This is a genomic window from Pandoraea pneumonica (genome assembly GCF_902459645.1).
GTDB lineage: Bacteria > Pseudomonadota > Gammaproteobacteria > Burkholderiales > Burkholderiaceae > Pandoraea > Pandoraea pneumonica.
Genome location: NZ_CABPSK010000003.1, coordinates 528,778 through 546,148 on the forward strand (window position 1 = coordinate 528,778; position 17,371 = coordinate 546,148).

General features: G+C 64.7%; 15 protein-coding genes. 10 read left to right on the forward strand and 5 right to left on the reverse strand.

Annotated elements, in window-relative coordinates; all coding sequences use genetic code 11:
* Positions 1 to 209: 209 nt before the first annotated feature.
* The 3 genes from yfiB to yfiR form a co-directional block, all read right to left on the reverse strand.
* Positions 210 to 818 (reverse strand): outer membrane lipoprotein YfiB, encoded by a 609-nt coding sequence (yfiB, locus tag PPN31114_RS17955; RefSeq protein ID WP_306439736.1) that lies wholly within the window; start codon positions 816 to 818, stop codon positions 210 to 212.
* A 128-nt stretch (positions 819 to 946) separates the two neighbouring features.
* Positions 947 to 2,242 (reverse strand): diguanylate cyclase DgcN/YfiN, encoded by a 1,296-nt coding sequence (dgcN, locus tag PPN31114_RS17960; protein WP_150681136.1) that lies wholly within the window; start codon positions 2,240 to 2,242, stop codon positions 947 to 949.
* A gap of 152 nt (positions 2,243 to 2,394) precedes the next feature.
* Positions 2,395 to 3,012 (reverse strand): regulatory sequestration protein YfiR, encoded by a 618-nt coding sequence (yfiR, locus tag PPN31114_RS17965; RefSeq protein ID WP_370865901.1) that lies wholly within the window; start codon positions 3,010 to 3,012, stop codon positions 2,395 to 2,397.
* Positions 3,013 to 3,500: 488 nt separating this feature from the next.
* Here yfiR and PPN31114_RS17970 point away from each other — a divergent pair, with 488 nt between their 5' ends.
* The 7 genes from PPN31114_RS17970 to PPN31114_RS18000 all read left to right on the forward strand — a co-directional run bounded on the left by PPN31114_RS17970 (position 3,501) and on the right by PPN31114_RS18000 (position 12,694).
* Positions 3,501 to 5,222, forward strand: a complete 1,722-nt coding sequence (locus PPN31114_RS17970) for a putative bifunctional diguanylate cyclase/phosphodiesterase (RefSeq protein WP_150680854.1) — start codon at positions 3,501 to 3,503, stop codon at positions 5,220 to 5,222.
* Positions 5,223 to 5,353: 131 nt separating this feature from the next.
* The gene (locus PPN31114_RS17975) at positions 5,354 to 6,022 is read left to right on the forward strand and encodes a cupin domain-containing protein (RefSeq protein WP_246182624.1); all 669 of its coding nucleotides are present in this window, start codon (positions 5,354 to 5,356) and stop codon (positions 6,020 to 6,022) included.
* A gap of 193 nt (positions 6,023 to 6,215) precedes the next feature.
* Complete coding sequence (locus PPN31114_RS17980) at positions 6,216 to 7,322, forward strand: S-(hydroxymethyl)glutathione dehydrogenase/class III alcohol dehydrogenase (protein ID WP_150680855.1); 1,107 nt, start codon at positions 6,216 to 6,218, stop codon at positions 7,320 to 7,322.
* Between the two features lie 106 nt (positions 7,323 to 7,428).
* Positions 7,429 to 9,075, forward strand: a complete 1,647-nt coding sequence (locus PPN31114_RS17985) for an inorganic phosphate transporter (RefSeq protein WP_217426968.1) — start codon at positions 7,429 to 7,431, stop codon at positions 9,073 to 9,075.
* 223 nt (positions 9,076 to 9,298) lie between these two features.
* Complete coding sequence (locus PPN31114_RS17990) at positions 9,299 to 10,084, forward strand: SH3 domain-containing protein (RefSeq protein WP_150680856.1); 786 nt, start codon at positions 9,299 to 9,301, stop codon at positions 10,082 to 10,084.
* 519 nt (positions 10,085 to 10,603) lie between these two features.
* On the forward strand, positions 10,604 to 12,016 hold the full coding sequence (bcaP, locus tag PPN31114_RS17995; protein ID WP_150680857.1) for a branched-chain amino acid transporter BcaP: 1,413 nt from the start codon (positions 10,604 to 10,606) through the stop codon (positions 12,014 to 12,016).
* Positions 12,017 to 12,226: 210 nt separating this feature from the next.
* Positions 12,227 to 12,694, forward strand: coding sequence for a cupin domain-containing protein (locus PPN31114_RS18000; RefSeq protein ID WP_150680858.1), 468 nt, complete (start codon positions 12,227 to 12,229; stop codon positions 12,692 to 12,694).
* 16 nt (positions 12,695 to 12,710) lie between these two features.
* On the opposite strand, the gene PPN31114_RS18005 is transcribed toward PPN31114_RS18000, so the two are convergent.
* Complete coding sequence (locus PPN31114_RS18005) at positions 12,711 to 13,157, reverse strand: hypothetical protein (RefSeq protein ID WP_217426960.1); 447 nt, start codon at positions 13,155 to 13,157, stop codon at positions 12,711 to 12,713.
* Positions 13,158 to 13,326: 169 nt separating this feature from the next.
* On the opposite strand from PPN31114_RS18005, the gene PPN31114_RS18010 reads away from it, so the two are divergent.
* Entirely contained in the window at positions 13,327 to 14,112 is a 786-nt protein-coding gene (locus PPN31114_RS18010; RefSeq protein WP_150680859.1) for a helix-turn-helix domain-containing protein, read from the forward strand.
* A gap of 17 nt (positions 14,113 to 14,129) precedes the next feature.
* On the opposite strand, the gene PPN31114_RS18015 is transcribed toward PPN31114_RS18010, so the two are convergent.
* Entirely contained in the window at positions 14,130 to 14,423 is a 294-nt protein-coding gene (locus PPN31114_RS18015; RefSeq protein ID WP_150680860.1) for a hypothetical protein, read from the reverse strand.
* 302 nt (positions 14,424 to 14,725) lie between these two features.
* On the opposite strand from PPN31114_RS18015, the gene kefF reads away from it, so the two are divergent.
* Positions 14,726 to 15,469, forward strand: coding sequence for a glutathione-regulated potassium-efflux system oxidoreductase KefF (gene kefF / locus PPN31114_RS18020; RefSeq protein WP_150680861.1), 744 nt, complete (start codon positions 14,726 to 14,728; stop codon positions 15,467 to 15,469).
* Positions 15,469 to 17,367 (forward strand): glutathione-regulated potassium-efflux system protein KefC, encoded by a 1,899-nt coding sequence (kefC, locus tag PPN31114_RS18025; RefSeq protein WP_150680862.1) that lies wholly within the window; start codon positions 15,469 to 15,471, stop codon positions 17,365 to 17,367. The genes kefF and kefC overlap by 1 nt, the downstream gene beginning before the upstream one ends.
* Positions 17,368 to 17,371: the final 4 nt, after the last annotated feature.

Genomic DNA, 17,371 nt, shown 5'->3' on the forward strand with positions numbered 1-17,371 from the left:
GGGGGCATCGGGTACGGCGAAGCAGCGGCGAAGAAGCGACGAAGAAGCGGCGCTCGAATCGTTGCCGGGGCAGCCCGGCAATAGCCGCCATTGTGCCTGATTGTGGCCGTTGGCAAGGACTTACATTACCTTACGGCCGCGCCGTGGCAGGACGGCGCGGCCCGAGCGACACAGTGGCTCAGTGGCTCAGTGGCTTACTAGCTCGCGACTCAACGCGTCGAAATGACGATCGCGACGCGTCGGTTCTGCGCGCGCCCGGCGGGCGTGCTGTTGTCTGCCACTGGATTGCGCTTGCCCGCGCCGACGGTCTGGATGCCGCTGCGCTGCATTCCAGCGTCGACCAGGACGCCTGCGACGGCGTCGGCACGACGGGCCGAGAGTTGCTCGTTATACGTGTCGCTGCCCACGGAGTCGGTGTAGCCGTACACGCGCACTTCGGAGAGTCCGACCTTCACGAGCGTCTGGCCGATACGGGTAACGGTTTGCCGGGCAGGGTCGCGCACGACGAACTTGTCGGTATCGAAAAGCACGGTGTCGGACAAGCCGAACTCCCAGCCTTCGTCGGTCTGCACAAAGCCTTCGGACTTGAGCGCGGCGATCTGTTCGGCGGTAAGACCATGTACGGGCGCGGTCTGGCAGCCCGCGAGGACGCCCACGCCGATCAAGCAAGTCAGCATGGCCAAGCGGCGGCTGAGCGTGCTCAGGCGCGAGAGCGATTGCGAAAGAAGGCGCAGAACGAGGCGCGCGGCCCCGAAGATGCAGGCATGAACCGGCGAAGTGCCCGGGCGCGATTGTGTGGTGTCAACTGCGAAGTTCAAGGTGATTCCCCATTGCGGTGTGTAATCCGGTCGTCTTTATCTTTATGGTGCTGCTAGTGCTGCTTTTGCGATGCTTAGTCGCGACTAGTTGAGACTAGTTCTATTCATGTTAGGTGCTGCTCGAAACGCTATCCCTTGGGGGTTTCCGCAACATGCCACGTGCCGACACCGGCTCGCTTGGCCTGATACATCGCCGCGTCGGCCATGCGCAGCAGTGCTGGCGCATCCGGCGCGTGCGTCGGATATAGCGCGACGCCGATACTCATCGACGTAACGATCTCGCCGCCCCCTGGCAGCGCGATCGGCTTCTCCATCGACACGAGCAAACTCTGCGCGAGCCGCACGGCATTGGACGTCTGACGCACCCCCGGGAGCATCACGGCGAACTCATCGCCGCCCAGACGCGCCACCAAATCGCCTTCGCGCAGCGGCTGACGCAAACGCTCGGCAATCGCGATCAATACCGCATCGCCCGCGTCGTGGCCTAAATGGTCATTGATATCTTTGAAGCGGTCGCTATCGAGATACAGCAGCGCGACGTGGGTGCCCAACTCGTGCGCGTCGCTCAGCGCCTGCGCGAGACGCGTTTCGAAGTACGCGCGGTTGGGCAAGCCCGTCAGCGGATCGTGATTCGCTTGATGCGCCAGCGTCGCGTTCTGCGCCCGCAAATGGTTCTGCCAGCCTTCGAATTCGTCGAGCAGCGCGTTGAAGTCGTCGCCCAGCTCCTTGAGTTCAGCCAGCGGCGTGGCGGCAACGCGCTGATGAAACGCGCGCTCGCGGCGCACTGCGTGGGCCACTTCGGCCAGCGCCCGCAACGGCTTGACGATATCGCGGTGCATGCGCTTGGCCAGCACGGTCGCCACCGCGAACGTCACCAGCAGGCACGCCAGCACACCACCCACACCACTCAGTAGGAATACGAAGAATTGATGACCCTGCCCCTGCACTTCAATATGACCGACGACATCGCCGTCATGGCGAATCGGCAGCGTCACCGGCCCGGGCAACGCCACGTCGGCCACGGCACGCTCCAGCGTTGCCAGCGCGCCGCCGTCGGGGCGCCGCCACAACGCGAATTGGGCGCCGTGCGCATCGAGTACGCGCACTTGCACCACATCTTCTTCATTCGCGATCATCGCGATCGCTTCCTGCGCCGCCACACGGTCGCCGAACACGACAGCCGCTTCGACGGTGTAAGCCAGCGAGCGGCCCAGCAACAGCAGATTGTTCTCGGCATACACACGCAAGGCGATCCATGCCACCAGCGTGAGCGAGACGGCCGCCAGCACCACGGCGGAGACCGCCAGACGCAAGTGCGTGCGCCGCAAGACACCTTGCAGCGAGGGCCTGCGGCGGTGTTTCACCGGCGCATCGAAAGCGTTCGCGGCTGCGGCGGCTGCGTCGGTACCGCCAGACAGCGGCATATCGTGCGTGGCGCCATTAGCATGCGCCGTCGACGCACCTTGAGAATCGGCGGACGCGCCGCCGGGCATCTCGACCGGTGCGAGTCCGGCGAGGGGGGCGTGTCCAGACATCGGCGCGCCGGGGGGTGGGGGGATGGGGGGGCGTGGGATCGTCATGGTGTCCCCGGCTTACGTGCCAGCTTCAGCACGTTGGGGTGAACGCGAACGCCGCTGCGCGCGACGGTATCGAGGTTGATGTCGAAGGTCACACGATCGGCATCGACGTTCAGGCAGAACATCGTACCGAGCGTGCACGAGTCGTTACGCTCGCTGATCGTGAGCATGGGGCGACCGGCGATATGGTTCAGCAATTGCCGCCGTTCACCGTCGCTCACGGCACCGAGATAAAGTGCATCGCACGACGTGGCGAGCGCGGGGTCGCCCACCTGAACACGCTGCGCTTCGACCGGCACACCGGCACTCGGCAGCGGCCCGGTCAGCAGATCGCGCGCGTAGTCGGTGTTGCCAGCCACGCACAGCCGCACCTTGGGCGGGGTCGCTGGCCAGCGCGTGAAGCTGATGATGCCCAGCACCACCTGCCGCACGTTGGCCTCGCGCGTGCCCGCCGTCGCCGTGCCACCAGCGCCGCCAGCACCACCAGCACTTGAAGGCGCGCCAGCAGGTACGGCGCTGCCGGAGGCCGCGCTCGCACCCGGCACCTGCGCGCTAGCGCTGCCCATGGCGAGCCACCACAGGCAGAGAAAAATAAGGGCGACGCGCACGCGCGTCATCCGAGGTGTCTGGCGCGTATGCCAGGCCCTCGATGCCATGCTGCCCGTCAACGTCCAGACGCAATACAACGCTGTAGTCCTTAATAATTGTCGGCAATCACCGGCCAATGCGCCGATGGCTTGCCGCATGCCCCAATTTGGGTCAGGCCGCATCATACCGAAGCCCCGTGTGCGAGGCCATATGAAGCCATGGCCCGAAAGGTCGCACGGGGGCCCGTATCGCTCACACCCACCCCTCTTATTTTCGATAGGCCGCCAGTGGCGGCCGACATCGCACAGCATGCGCGCGCGAACCGGTTTTCGAAAGCCCTGTCACGTCCGCATTTTCCCTTGCACGCGCGTGCTTTTACCATGGCAGAATAAAGGCCATAACCTTTTGAAAATCAAGGTAAATCGGGCGGCGAAGATCGCTCGAAAATCAAGAGATTCGCGACGCCAGGGAGGTGTTGCATGCGACTGCGGAAATCCGCCATTCAACGCGCGCGATCATGAACGATCCCGTGCCGCGTCCGGTGCCCGATATTCAAGCCGAGTTGAGCCGTGCCGCGCTCGACAGCGCGCCCTATGCGATGTTCGTCTGCAACGACGACGGCATGCTGGAGCGCATGAACACCGCCTTCACCCGGCTCACGGGCTACCTGCCGGAACACCTCATCGGCTTGCGCAGCGTTCTCTCGCTACTCGATCCGTCCGAATTGGCGCGCCGCCGTCTGCCCGCGCTGGCGAGCCTCTCCCCTAACGAAGCGGTGCCCTACGACGACGAGTGGCATCTGCTGACCCACGTGCGCAGTTGGCTGCCGATCCGCCTGGCGCTCTCCTGCGTGGAGCACGCCCCCGGCGAGCGCCGCTGGGTGGGCATCGTACTCGATCTGTCGCAGCAGGTTCAGGTGGCGTCCCGGCTCTGGTACGTCACCCATCACGATCCGGTCACACGGCTGCCCAATCAAACACTGCTCAACGAACGTCTTGAGCTCGCCATCCATCGCTGCGCCCGTCAGCAGGTGGGACTCACCGTGCTGCTGGTGGAACTCGATCACCTGCGCAAATTGCGCAGCACCTTCGGGCCGCCCACGGCCGAGTTGGCGTTGCGCATTGCCGCCGAGCGGCTGCGCGAAGCGAGCGGTCCGGAAGACGCGCTGGCCTGCCTCGGCAGCAGCCAGTTCGTCATCGTGACGAACGACACCGGCGACGCGGCACGTTTGCTTGCGGCGCGGCTTCAGGCGCGGCTCGCGCAATGGGCGGATGTCGACCAAAACCCCGTCGCGCTCGATGCGAGCATCGGCGCGGTGAGCTACCCCGAGCATGGCAACACGCCAGAAACATTACTCAGACGCGCCCACGTCGCGCTTGCCGAGGCGAGTGCCAGCGGCGGCGGCATGCGCTTTTTCAGCAGCGAAATGGATGCGCAGGCCCGCAGGCGCAACGAGCTGGAAGGCCTGCTGCGGGTGGCCGTGAACGAGCAAGCGCATTCGCAGTTGCATCTGGTGTATCAGCCACAGATCAGTTTGGCGGATGGCGAAATCCGCAGCGCGGAGACGCTGCTGCGCTGGCGTCATCCGATGCGCGGCAACATCGGACCGGCCGAATTCATTCCCATCGCCGAGACCTCGGGCCTGATGCTGCCGCTGGGCGAATGGGTGATGCAGACCGCCTGCCGGGAAGCCAGTCGGCTGCTGCGGCGCTGCGGCCATTTGCCGCGTATTTCCGTGAACGTCTCTGCGCAGCAGTTCGCGCGACAGGATGTGGTGGCTATGGTCGAACGGGCGTTGCTGGCGCACGCGCTGGAGCCTCGGCATCTGGAAATTGAAATTACAGAGACGGTGCTGCTGGGCGACTCCAGCGCCGCCGTGGGCACGTTACGATCGCTGCACGACATGGGCGTGGAGATTGCGGTCGACGATTTCGGCACCGGCTATGCGAGTCTTGCGTATCTCACGCGGTTTCCCGTCAATCGGTTGAAGATCGATCAGACCTTTGTGCGCGACATGCTCGTGCACCCGCCGAGCCTCTCCATCGTGAATGCCGTCATCGCCATGGCGCACTCGCTTGGGTTGCGGGTGACCGCCGAGGGCGTCGAGACAGAAGCGCAAGCGCAGCGTCTGAAAGAACTGGGCTGCGACGAAGCCCAAGGCTTTTGGTTTGCGCGGCCCGTCGATATGCACGGGCTGTATCACATCGTGGCTCCATTAGGCAGCGGCGCCCGCCGCTAAGCCACGCGTCAATGAAGCAGCGGCGCCCGCCGCTGAGCCACGCATCAATGGCATAGTGCTTTCGACGCTTTTTGGCACTTCCTGACAGGACATCGGCTCCCTAAGCTGAGATCCTTTCAGGAGGATTCGCCATGTTCGACTTATCGAAGTTTTCGCGCGCAATGCGCGCGCCGGGCACGCCGGGCACGTCACCGCTGGCCCCATGGGTCGCGCATCGCACCACGGCGGTCGTCGCGGCGCTGAGTATCGCCGCCGTCGGACTCGCCTTAACGCCCCCCGCGCAACGCGCACTGCCCGGCTGGCTCGATACGTTCTGCACACTGGCCACGCGTGCCAACGATGCGCTCTCGGCTCACGCGTCGTCGCTGTCATCGCTGTCCTCGGCTCCGTCACAGCCGCAGGTCACGACCGCCATGACAAGCGCACCGGCGAACAGTGGCGCTGCCGCCCGCCCGTCGACCAAGCTCACCCCGTTGTCGTGCGAGCCGCTCGCCAACGCGCCCGGCAAATCGGTGACCACCGCCATCGTGGAATTTCCACCGCTCGCCTTCGCCCCGGCGCACCGGCATCCGGGGGCGGTCACCGCCGTGGTACTCGAAGGCACGATCCGGTCGCAACTCAATGCCGAGGCGCCCGTCACCTATACGGCCAACCAGACGTGGTTCGAACCGCCGGGCACGCTGCACACGATGTCCGAAAACCCCGATCCGACACACTCGGCCCGCTTGCTCGCCTTCTTCGTGACCGAGGAAAACTGCGGTCCGCTCACGATCTACGAGCCGACGGCGCAGCCGTCATGACCTGACCCCAGCACACCTGGCGGTTCATTGGCGCGCGCCGTGCTGGCGCGGCCTGCGCCTTGCTAATTACGCTCCCGGCCCTGCTTTTTTTGCGCGACTGGCGTGTCAAGACTCGCGCGCAAGTTTAGAACGCGGTAAGGTACGTCGCGAAGGGAATCACCCCCCAAACGTCGTTGCAACGAGGAATTTCTCCATGAAAACCAAAGCCGCCATTGCCTGGGAAGCCGGCAAGCCCCTGACCATCGAGGAAGTTGATCTGGAAGGGCCGCGCGCTGGCGAGGTGCTGATCGAGGTCAAGGCCACCGGCATCTGCCATACGGACTACTACACGCTCTCGGGTGCCGACCCGGAAGGTATTTTCCCCGCGATTCTCGGCCATGAAGGCGCGGGCGTCGTGGTCGATGTCGGCCCCGGCGTGACCACGCTGAAGAAAGACGATCACGTCATTCCGCTGTACACGCCCGAGTGCCGCCAGTGCAAGTTCTGCCTCTCGCGCAAAACCAACTTGTGTCAGGCAATCCGCAGCACGCAAGGCCGCGGTCTGATGCCCGACGCCACGTCGCGCTTCTCGCTCGACGGCAAGCCCATCTTTCACTACATGGGCACGTCCACCTTCTCGAACTACATCGTCGTGCCTGAAATCGCCGTGGCGAAAGTGCGCTCCGACGCGCCGTTCGACAAGGTTTGCTACATCGGTTGCGGCGTAACCACCGGCGTGGGCGCCGTGGTGTATTCGGCCAAGGTCGAAGCCGGTGCCAACGTCGTGGTGTTCGGTCTGGGCGGTATCGGTTTGAACGTGATCCAGGGCGCGAAGATGGTTGGTGCGGACAAGATCATCGGCGTCGACATCAACCCGGGCCGAGTGGAACTGGCGAAGAAATTCGGCATGACGCACTTCATCAACCCGAACGAAGTCGAAAACGTCGTCGATCACATCGTGCAACTGACCGACGGCGGCGCCGACTACTCGTTCGAGTGCATCGGCAACGTGACGACGATGCGTCAGGCGCTCGAATGCTGCCACAAGGGCTGGGGCCAGTCGTTCATCATCGGCGTGGCCGCAGCGGGTCAGGAAATCAGCACCCGCCCGTTCCAGTTGGTGACCGGACGCGAATGGAAAGGCTCGGCCTTCGGCGGCGCACGCGGACGTACCGACGTGCCGAAGATCGTCGACTGGTACATGGAAGGCAAGATCAACATCGACGATCTCATCACGCACACGCTGCGCCTCGATCAGATCAACGAAGGTTTCGATCTGATGAAACGCGGCGAGTCGATTCGCTCGGTCGTGCTGTACTGATCGACACGGCAACCCGCCGACCGTGACCCGCCCCGGCGAGGCAAGCGCCAAGTCACCCGACCCGGCGCTTGCGGCGGACCACCCGCTCGCACCGCCCGACGCGAGCGTGTCCACCGGACCGCTCGCCCAGGCGCGGCGGCGGCGTCATCGCATCCGCCTCGCCATCTTCTTCACGCTGCTCATCGCAGGTCTCGTCTTCACCACTTACAGCCTCGTGCGCGACGTCGGCCGCGCGGGCGAGCACTCGATGGCGTTGCTGCCGTTTGCGCTGCTGGTCATCGCGCTCGTGATCGCGCTCGGCTTCGAGTTCGTCAACGGCTTTCACGACACGGCCAATGCCGTCGCCACCGTCATCTACACCAACTCGCTGCCGCCCAGCGTGGCCGTGATGTGGTCGGGGCTGTTCAATTTCCTTGGCGTGTTGCTCTCCAGCGGCGCCGTCGCGTTTAGCGTCGTGTCGTTGCTGCCGGTCGAACTGATTCTGCAAGTGGGGTCGTCGTCAGGTTTCGCGATGGTGTTCGCGCTGCTGATCGCCGCGATCGTGTGGAACATGGCGACGTGGTGGCTGGGGCTGCCCGCGTCGTCGTCGCACACGCTCATCGGCTCGATTGTCGGCGTAGGCATCGCCAACGCGCTCATGCGCGGGCGCGACGTCACGAGCAGCACGGGCGGGATCGACTGGAGTCAGGTCGCCACCGTCGGCTATTCGCTGCTGCTCTCGCCGGTCATCGGTTTCGCGTGCGCTGCGGCGCTGTTTATCGCGCTGAAGTTTTTCGTGCGCAACCCCGCGCTCTACGAATCGCCCAAGCCACGCACGCCGCCGCCCTGGTGGATTCGCGGCTTGTTGATCCTCACCTGCACCGGCGTGTCGTTTGCGCATGGCTCCAACGACGGTCAAAAGGGCATGGGACTCATCATGCTGATTCTGGTCGGCACGGTGCCCATGGCCTACGCGCTCAACCACGCCATGCCCGACGCGCAGGTTTCACAATTCGTCGCGTCGGCACAGACGGCGCAGCGTGCGCTTGCAGCGCAGCCGCCGCTGCTTGCGTCGAACGTCGCGTCGAACGTCGATGCCACAACGGCCGCGCAGCCCGGCAATGCCGCGTCACCGGCACCGCGCGCCGTGCTCACCGCTTTCGTTCGCACCGAGACACTCACTCCCGAAGTGGTGCCCGCGCTTGCGGTACTAACCGGCGACATCGCTCAAGAAGTCGCCAATCACGGCTCGTTCGCTCGCATGCCCGCCGAATCGGTCGCGAATGTGCGCAACGACATCTACGTCGCCGCCGAGTCGATTCGCCTCCTGGAGCGGCATCACGACGCGCCGGTCACGCCGGAGGCAGCACGCGCGCTTAAAGCGTTTCGCGCGCAACTCGACGAAGCGACGAAATACATTCCGTTCTGGGTGAAGGTGGCCGTCGCGATTGCACTGGGGCTGGGCACGATGGTCGGATGGCGGCGCATCGTCGTGACCGTCGGCGAGCGCATCGGTAAGAAGCACCTCACTTATGCGCAAGGGGCTTCCGCCGAACTGGTCGCGATGGCGACCATCGGCGCGGCCGATCTTTACGGCTTGCCGGTGTCGACCACGCACGTGTTGTCGTCGGGTGTGGCAGGCACGATGACCATCAATGGCTCGGGCTTGCAGTGGGACACCATCCGGAATTTGTTACTGGCGTGGGCGCTGACCTTGCCCGCCGCCATCGTGCTCGCAGGCGGGTTGTACTGGGCCTTCAGCCAGGTGTTGTGAGGCTCTGCGCCGCAATACCGCGCCCGCAACGGGCATCGGCGCGACCTTCCCATTTTGTAAGCCCCGTAATGTGCACAAATATTGCGATCCGGTTTCGATACGCGTGACAGCAAACCAAGTGGGAACATGACGAGTCGAACCGCATACGAAGCTACGAAGCGTGTCGTCCGCTGGCGGTTCTCGCAAACCACCCGGGCGCGCTGTTACGACAGGGAGACTGCAAATGAAGAAAAGCCTCTTGCCACTCGTCATGACGGGGGCATTGACGGCCGTCACCCTCGCCGCGCTGCCCGAAATGGCATCTGCGCAGGCGAGTCAGGCCGTCATCAACTCGCCGGCCAATGTGCGCGCGGGCCCCGCCAGCGACTATCCGATCGTCTCGCAAGCCGGCCCCGGTATGCCGGTGACCGTCTATGGCTGTTTGTCCGATTACACCTGGTGCGATATCGGGCTGCCCGGCTCGCGCGGCTGGATCTACGCCGCGCTCCTGAGCTATCCGTATCAGGGCAATCCGGTGCCGGTGCTCAACTACGGCACGATGATCGGGCTGCCGATCATCACCTTCTCCATCGGCGCGTACTGGGGCAACTATTACCGTGGCCGCCCGTGGTATCACGATCAGCGCTATTGGAACCGCCCGCCACCGCGCCCTCGTCCGCCGCATTGGGGTGGGCCGGGACCGCGCCCGCCGGGTGGCCATTACCCGGGCCCCGGCCCTCGTCCGCCTGGACACGGCGCAGGGCCCGGTCCTCGCCCGCCGGGCCACGGTGCCGGTCCGGGGCCGCGTCCTCCCGGGCATGGCGCAGGTCCGGGACCGGGCCGTCCGCCCGGTCACGGTGCTGGCCCCGGCCCGCGTCCCCCGAGCGGCGGTGGCGGACACGGTCCGCGCCCACCGGGCGGCGGTAACGGGGGTGGGCACGGTGGTAATGGTGGTGGAGGTGGTGGACACGGTGGTAATGGCGGTGGCGGTGGACACGGCGGCGGTGGACGCCCTGGTGGCGACCGCTGATCGCAATGGCAGCGAAGGGGGTCCGTCCGGTACTCCGAGTACGTGACCCCAATTCAGCAGGCACTGCACGCGTTTTGGGAAAAACGCTTAAAATGTGGGCATTGTCGGCCAGGCGGAGGTGCCAATCAGGCGCCCATGGCCGACCCGCAGGACAGCGAGCCCTCGCCCGATCGACGCCCCGGCGTCGAAGTGCGCAGCCAGCGCATCGGGCATCCGTCACATTGCAGACCACTTAGCAGATCTCTCTCAGGCGTGCCGTCGCAGCTTCATCTCGCGGCGCTCACGTCAGTCCGGCAAGATCCTCCGTCAGTCTCGATCGTGTTCCCCCGCCCCCACGGGCGTGCGTCGGCGTTGCTCGCGTCTCCTGCGGCCAATCCGTCAAGCATGGGAACGAGCGGCCACAAGCCCGGGGTGCCCCTTGCAGCCAGGTCGCGGGTCATTGTTGCCCGCGGGATTTCTCTATGGCGCGCGCCTTAATGCCGCGTCAGAGACATACGTTGCAGGAACCTTTTGCAGGTCATGAGTCTTTTTCGAACCAAAAACATCGAGAACATGCTGGCGGCCAGCCGCACCGGCAGTCTCCGCAAGGTGCTCGGCCCCGTCGATCTCGTCCTGATGGGCATCGGCGCCATCATCGGCACCGGCATCTTCGTGCTCACCGGCACCGGCGCACTGACGGCCGGCCCGGCCCTCACCCTCTCGTTCATCATCGCGGCCACGGCCTGCGGCTTCGCCGCGCTGTGCTACGCCGAGTTCGCTTCCACAATTCCCGTCTCCGGCTCGATCTACACGTACAGCTACGCCACGCTGGGCGAGATCGTCGCGTGGATCATCGGCTGGGATCTGATGCTGGAATACGGTCTGGCGTCGTCGGCCGTGTCGGTCGGCTGGTCGGGTTACTTCCAGTCACTGGCCGCAGGCTTCGGCTTGCACCTGCCCGCCATAATTACTGCCGCCCCCGGCAGCGTGCCCGGCGTGACCACGTTCATCAACTTGCCTGCCGTCGTGATCATGCTGCTCATCACATGGGTGCTGTCGTATGGCGTGCGCGAGTCGGCCCGCATCAACAACCTGATGGTGGCGATCAAGATCGGCGTGGTGCTGCTCTTCATCGCTGTGGGGGTGTGGCACGTCAAACCGGCCAACTGGACGCCGTTCATGCCGTTCGGCACCAGCGGCATGTTCAATGCTGCCGCGCTCGTGTTCTTTGCCTTCATCGGCTTCGACGCGGTGACGTCGGCGGCGGAAGAAGTGCGCAATCCGGGACGCGATTTGCCCATCGGCATCATCGGCTCGTTGATCGTCTGCACGCTGCTGTATGTGGCGGTCGCCGCGATCATGACCGGCATCGTGCCGTTCGCGAATTTTGCTGGCGTCGATCACCCGGTGTCGCTGGCATTGCAATACGCCGGTCAGAACTGGATCGCGGGCTTCGTCGATCTGGGCGCAATCCTCGGCATGACGACCGTGATTCTGGTGATGACTTACGGCCAGACCCGCATCACCTACGCGATGTCGCGCGACGGCTTGCTCCCGCCGATGCTCTCACGCATTCACCCCACGCATAAGACGCCGTTCGCAGGCACCTGGATCATCGGTGTGGTGTTTGCCGTGATCGCCGGTTTCGTGCCGCTGGGCGTGCTTGCCGAGCTGATCAATATCGGCACGCTGTCGGCATTTGCGCTCGTGTCGGTGGCGGTGCTCGTGCTGCGCCGCACCCGTCCGGACCTGCCCCGCGCGTTCCGCGTGCCGGGTGCGCCGGTGGTGCCGCTGATCTCGGCAGGCCTTTGCCTGTTCCTGATGGCACACCTGCAAGCCGCGACGTGGATCGCCTTCGTCGTGTGGCTCGCCATCGGCATGGTGATCTACTTCACCTATGCGCGCCGCAACGCGCTGCTGCACAAGCACGGCGACAAGCCTGCGCAGCCGTAATCGTCGTCATAGCCAGTTCGGTCGTACCCCCCGCTCTACCGACTTCCCCGTCTCCCGCCGTTTCGCGGGAGCGCGTATAGTCCGGCACAGGCCCTGCCGCACACATTGTTGTGCGGCAGGGCCGTCCGCCCTCATGGCGGTTCTGCAAGTCGCTCGCTCGTGTTTTCCGTTGTCCGCTCACTACAAAGCACCCACAAAAGGAACAAGAACATGCGTCGTTACGTCCTGCTCGCTGCCGTGCCTGCCGCCTTCGCCGCGGGCTTCCTTTCGTCCCACCTGATGCCGAACGCCTCGGCACAAGCCGCCGCCCCGGCACCGCTCACCGCCCAGATCATCGACGTCGGCGCTATGACCGACGAACAGATCGGCAAGCTCGTGCCCAACGTCGGCACGTTGCGTTCGCGCACCCTGGTCGCCACGGCCAACGGCACCGTCGCCGTGCAAAGCGGCAACGTGCCGCGCCACACGCACCAGGAAGCCGACGAGATTCAATATGTGATCTCCGGTAGCGGCACGTTCTGGCTGGGCGACCAGCAGCGCGAGGTGCACCCGGGCGATCTCATCATCATTCCGCGCGGCACCGTCCACGCTGGGTCGCAAAACACCAGCGGCGAGTTCAAAGTGCTCGCGATCAAGCTCCCGCCGCAGGCACCCAACGACATTCAGTTCGTGAAGTAATCGAACGTAGCGCACCTCAGGCCTGCGCTGCTCGGCGGCGCAGCCCGATTAACGTCAGCTCGGCGAATACCAGCACGGTGACGATCTGCACGCCGATGAAGGCCGCACCTAACGCGTTGGGTGCGATCCAGCTGGAGGCCAGCAACACGCCGCAGTCGAGCGCCCAAATCACGTTGATCGCGATGACCACCCACGCCGCGCTCGCGGGCAACGTGGTGCGCCGTACCAGCCAAACGAGCGCCGCCCCGTAGACGAGCAAGACGAGGCCTGTCACGCGCAGGCCATCGGCGGGCAGGTCCAGCAGCGCCGCCAGCGGTGCCGCAGCGAGCACCTGCAACAGCCCGACGGCACCGCTGACGATGGCGTCGGCGAGCATGACGCGGGCAAGAAAAACAGAACGGGAAGAAGCACCAACCGAGTCGTGGCGCGAAGCCTCGAGCGAAGACTGACGGGATGACATCATGATGACCTCCATCGAAGTGGGACCGATCCGGACAACGCGCCCTCGGCGACGTTGTTCAGGATGACGAGACATCGTGTCTCGCTGACTGCCATCTTCGTGACTGCACGACGTGCCGTCGATTACCTGTGAGGTAATGGCGGCTCACACCCCAGCCGCTATCATCCGTTTCATGACAACACCTGCTATCGGAACCCTGTTGCGCGACTGGCGTCAGCGCCGGCGCATGAGCCAACTCGATCTCGCGCTGGAAGCCGAGATATCGACGCGTCATCTGAGCTTTGTGGAGACCGGCCGCGCGCAACCCAGCCGCGACATGCTCCTGCATCTTGCGCAAGCGCTCGACATCCCGCTGCGCGAGCGCAATGCCTTGCTTGTGGCGGCGGGCTTCGCGCCCCGCTTCGAGGCACGCGCCTTCGACGCCCCCGACATGGCCGTCGCTCGCGAAGCGGTGCAACGTGTGCTCGATGGACACGAACCGTATCCGGCGCTGGCTGTCGACCGGCATTGGACGCTGCTCGCGGCAAACCGGGCAGTCATGCCGCTGCTCGCCGGTGTCGACCCGTCGCTGCTGAGCGGCGCGGTCAACGTGCTGCGCTTGTCGCTACACCCCGACGGGCTCGCGCCCCGCATTGCCAATCTGCCGGAATGGCGCGCGCACCTGTTACATCGCCTGCGTCAGCAAATTCACGCGAGCGGCGACGCGACGCTGGGCGAGTTGTATGAGGAATTGAAGGCGTATCCCGTGACAGAGCGCGGACCCGCACCGGTGGTGCCGCCAACGGCAAGCATCTTCGTGCCGATGCAATTGCGCACGAACGATGGTTTGCTGTCGTTCTTCAGCACGACGACGGTATTTGGCACGCCCGTAGATGTGACGCTCGCCGAACTGGCGCTCGAAGCGTTCTACCCGGCCGACGAAGCGACGGGCCGAATCATGCGCGCCATGGTGCTGTGACGCCGCTGCCGTGCGCTTTAGCCGAAGTTGCGGTTGAACCACACGATGCCGTACCCAAGGGCAAACATCGTGAGCAGCAACGGCACCGAGATGCGCAGCACCTGAATGACGAGCGGGCGCGGCGGCAAGTCCTCTTCCTCGGGCATGCGGTCCGCCTCGCGCAGCGCACCGGTACACAGCGCCGCCGCGACGGCACTCACAAAAACCCAGAACGTCTGGTTATAGACGAGTGCGACGAGCAACAACGCCAGCGCGACGTTGCGGCCGTGGTAGATCAGGTTGACGGTATTGCGAAAGGCTTGCGGCGACATGTCGGTGTGGCGCAGGTCTTGGCCGCCAGGCGGCCCCTGCGCAAAAGTTCTAGTTATGTGACGTCATCCCGTGCTGCCGTGCACGCGGCACCGGGCAAAACAGAGCCCTCAAAAAGCTCAGCGAAGCATAACCAGACTTAACGGCCAGTGCTACCGCAGTCTTTAACATCTGCCTGAATTGCCCGCTTCATCGGCCCTCATCGGCCCATTTCGGCGGCCTCATCGAAGGTGTGTGCGCCGCATATCAGCGCCTTGCGCGAACGCCATGTTCGCTGCCATATGAATGCGGTATTCTCCCTCGCATGACCGAATCCGCCGCCTCCCCCACCCCCTCTGTCAGTGCCGACGGTCCGCCCGGGCGTGCCGTCTACGTCATCGTGGCCCATCCGCGCTGGCGCGACTCCCGCGTGAACCGCCGGTTGCTCGACGCCGCGCGCAGCATCGCCGGTGTCGACGTCAACGACCTGTATTCGACCTACCCCGACTTCAGCATCGACGTTGCCGCCGAGCAGCAGCGCGTTGCCCGGGCCGACCTGATCGTGCTTGTACACCCGATCTACTGGTACAGCATGCCGCCGCTGCAAAAGCTCTGGTTCGATGAGGTACTCACGTGGGGCTGGGCTTATGGGCACGACGGCCACGCGCTCGCGCAAAAAGACCTGTGGCTCGTGCCGAGCACTGGCGGCCCGCAAGCGAGCTATCGCGTCGAAGGATATAACCAGCACGAATTTGCCGACTTCCTGCCAGCCTACGAACAAACGGCGCGCCTTTGCGGCATGCGGTTCCTGCCACCGCATGTGTTCTTTGGCGCGCGCCGCAGCGACGATGCCGCGCTCGACGCGCACGTCAGCGAATTCGCCGGTCGGCTGGCGACCTACCCGCAGTGGCCGGAACTGATCACCATGGACGCCGCGCCCGAGTGCAGCGACATCCCCGACAGCGACCGGCCTCGCTGCCCGCCGGACGCCTTGCAAGGTCCGGCATCCGCCACCGATCCCGAGCCACCCGCCAATGACGCGAGCGCACGCTCCGGGAGGGCCGTCTGATGGAACACGTCCCGTCGTGGCTGCTCGCCAGCCTCATCTATCTTTCCGCTGCCGTCATCGTCGTGCCGCTCTCCCGCGCCTTGGGTCTGGGCGCGATCATCGGCTACCTCGCCGCAGGCATTGCGATTGGCCCATGGGGGCTGGGACTCGTCTCGCGCGTGGAAGATGTGCTGCACTTTGCCGAGTTCGGCGTCGTGCTCATGCTGTTTCTCGTCGGTCTCGAACTGGAGCCGAAGCGGCTGTGGAACCTGCGACGGCCAATCTTCGGCTGGGGATCGGCACAAGTCATCGGTTGTGCGGTGCTGCTCTTCGGTGTGGGCGTCGCGCTGGGCGCCCCATGGCGTATCGCGTTGGTCGCCGCCCTCGGTCTTGCGCTGTCGTCGACCGCCATCGCGTTGCAGGTGATGGCCGAGCGCAACCTGCTCGGCACGCCCAGCGGACAAGCCGGTTTCTCGATTTTGCTGTTTCAGGACGTGGCGGCCATCCCGATCCTGGCGCTGCTGCCACTGCTCGCCAACTCGGTCGATAGCCATGCGCTCACCGGCACCGAGCGCGCACTCGAAGCACTGAAAATCGTCGGTGTCATCGCGGCCATCATTCTCGGCGGACGATTGGCATTGCGCCCGTTGCTGCGCTGGATTGCCAACAGCAAAACGCCTGAAATCTTCACCGCCGCAGCCCTGCTGCTCGTCGTCGCCATTGCGGCGTTGATGCAATGGGTGGGGCTGTCGATGGCATTGGGTGCATTTCTCGCCGGGGTGCTGCTCGCAGAAAGCGAATACCGGCGCGAGCTTGAGACCGACATCGAACCGTTCAAGGGCTTGCTGCTCGGGCTGTTCTTTATCGCCGTGGGCATGAGCATCGACTTCGGGGTGCTGTTCGCGCAACCGCTGCGCATGCTCGCCGTGGTCGTCGGCTTTATGGCGGTGAAGGGCTTCGCGATCTACGGGCTGTCGCGCCTGATGAAGCTGCCGTATCAGGAACGGCCAATCTTCACGCTGCTGCTGGCACAGGGCGGCGAATTTGCGTTCGTGGTCTTCCAGTCGGCGGGCCCGCAAGTCTTGCCGCCTGCCGTGTCGTCGTTCCTGATTGGCGCCGTCGCCCTCTCGATGCTGATCTCGCCGCTGTTGCTCGTCGCGATCGACAAATGGCTCCTGCCGCGCTACAGCCTCAAGGGCTCGCCGCGCATGGAAGAGATTGCCGAGCCGCAGACGGCCAGTGTGGTGATTTGCGGCTTTGGCCGATACGGCCAGATCGTGGGCCGCGCGCTAGTGCCGCAGGGCGTGTCGGTGACTGTGCTCGATCATGATCCGGACACCATCGAGAGCCTTCGCCAAATTGGCTTTCGCGTGTTCTACGGCGATGCCACGCGCCTCGACTTGTTGCGTATTGCGGGCGTCGCGAATGCCCGCGCGGTCGTGGTCGCGGTCGACGATGTCGATCAGTCGCTCGAGATCGTAGATTTGCTGCGCGAGCATTTCCCCGACGTGCCGATCGTCGCGCGAGCACGTAACGTGGGACATCTGTTCCAGTTGCGCGACCGTGGCGTGAAGCACATCGAGCGGGAGGTCTTCGAGTCGTCGCTGCGCAGCGCGCGATCGGTGCTGGAAGAACTGGGCTGGCCGACGGCCGAAGCGCGTGAAGCCACCATGGCGTTCCGGCGCGGCAACATCAAGCTGACCGACGAGATGTATCCCTTCTATCAGGACCGCAACAAGATGATTGCCAAGTCCAAGGAAGGCCGCCGTCAGTTCGAGGAGCAGATGACGCGCGAGCGCGAACAGCGCAAAGCGCAGCGGCAAGTCACGTTCGGATGGGACGGCGATAAGGCACCGGACGTGACACCCACGCCCGTGCAAACGCCAACGGCAACGAAGGAAAAAACTACCGGGCAATAACGCC

Excerpts from the sequence above, each read along its gene's own strand:
- PPN31114_RS18010 (WP_150680859.1), top strand. The coding sequence starts at position 13,327 with ATGACAACACCTGCTATCGGAACCCTGTTGCGCGACTGGCGTCAGCGC.
- PPN31114_RS17980 (WP_150680855.1), top strand. The coding sequence starts at position 6,216 with ATGAAAACCAAAGCCGCCATTGCCTGGGAAGCCGGCAAGCCCCTGACC.
- PPN31114_RS17970 (WP_150680854.1), top strand. The coding sequence starts at position 3,501 with ATGAACGATCCCGTGCCGCGTCCGGTGCCCGATATTCAAGCCGAGTTG.
- PPN31114_RS17990 (WP_150680856.1), top strand. The coding sequence starts at position 9,299 with ATGAAGAAAAGCCTCTTGCCACTCGTCATGACGGGGGCATTGACGGCC.
- kefF (WP_150680861.1), top strand. The coding sequence starts at position 14,726 with ATGACCGAATCCGCCGCCTCCCCCACCCCCTCTGTCAGTGCCGACGGT.
- PPN31114_RS18000 (WP_150680858.1), top strand. The coding sequence starts at position 12,227 with ATGCGTCGTTACGTCCTGCTCGCTGCCGTGCCTGCCGCCTTCGCCGCG.
- kefC (WP_150680862.1), top strand. The coding sequence starts at position 15,469 with ATGGAACACGTCCCGTCGTGGCTGCTCGCCAGCCTCATCTATCTTTCC.
- PPN31114_RS18015 (WP_150680860.1), bottom strand. The coding sequence starts at position 14,423 with ATGTCGCCGCAAGCCTTTCGCAATACCGTCAACCTGATCTACCACGGC.
- PPN31114_RS18005 (WP_217426960.1), bottom strand. The coding sequence starts at position 13,157 with ATGATGTCATCCCGTCAGTCTTCGCTCGAGGCTTCGCGCCACGACTCG.
- PPN31114_RS17975 (WP_246182624.1), top strand. The coding sequence starts at position 5,354 with ATGTTCGACTTATCGAAGTTTTCGCGCGCAATGCGCGCGCCGGGCACG.
- dgcN (WP_150681136.1), bottom strand. The coding sequence starts at position 2,242 with ATGCCGCTGTCTGGCGGTACCGACGCAGCCGCCGCAGCCGCGAACGCT.
- bcaP (WP_150680857.1), top strand. The coding sequence starts at position 10,604 with ATGAGTCTTTTTCGAACCAAAAACATCGAGAACATGCTGGCGGCCAGC.
- yfiR (WP_370865901.1), bottom strand. The coding sequence starts at position 3,012 with ATGACGCGCGTGCGCGTCGCCCTTATTTTTCTCTGCCTGTGGTGGCTC.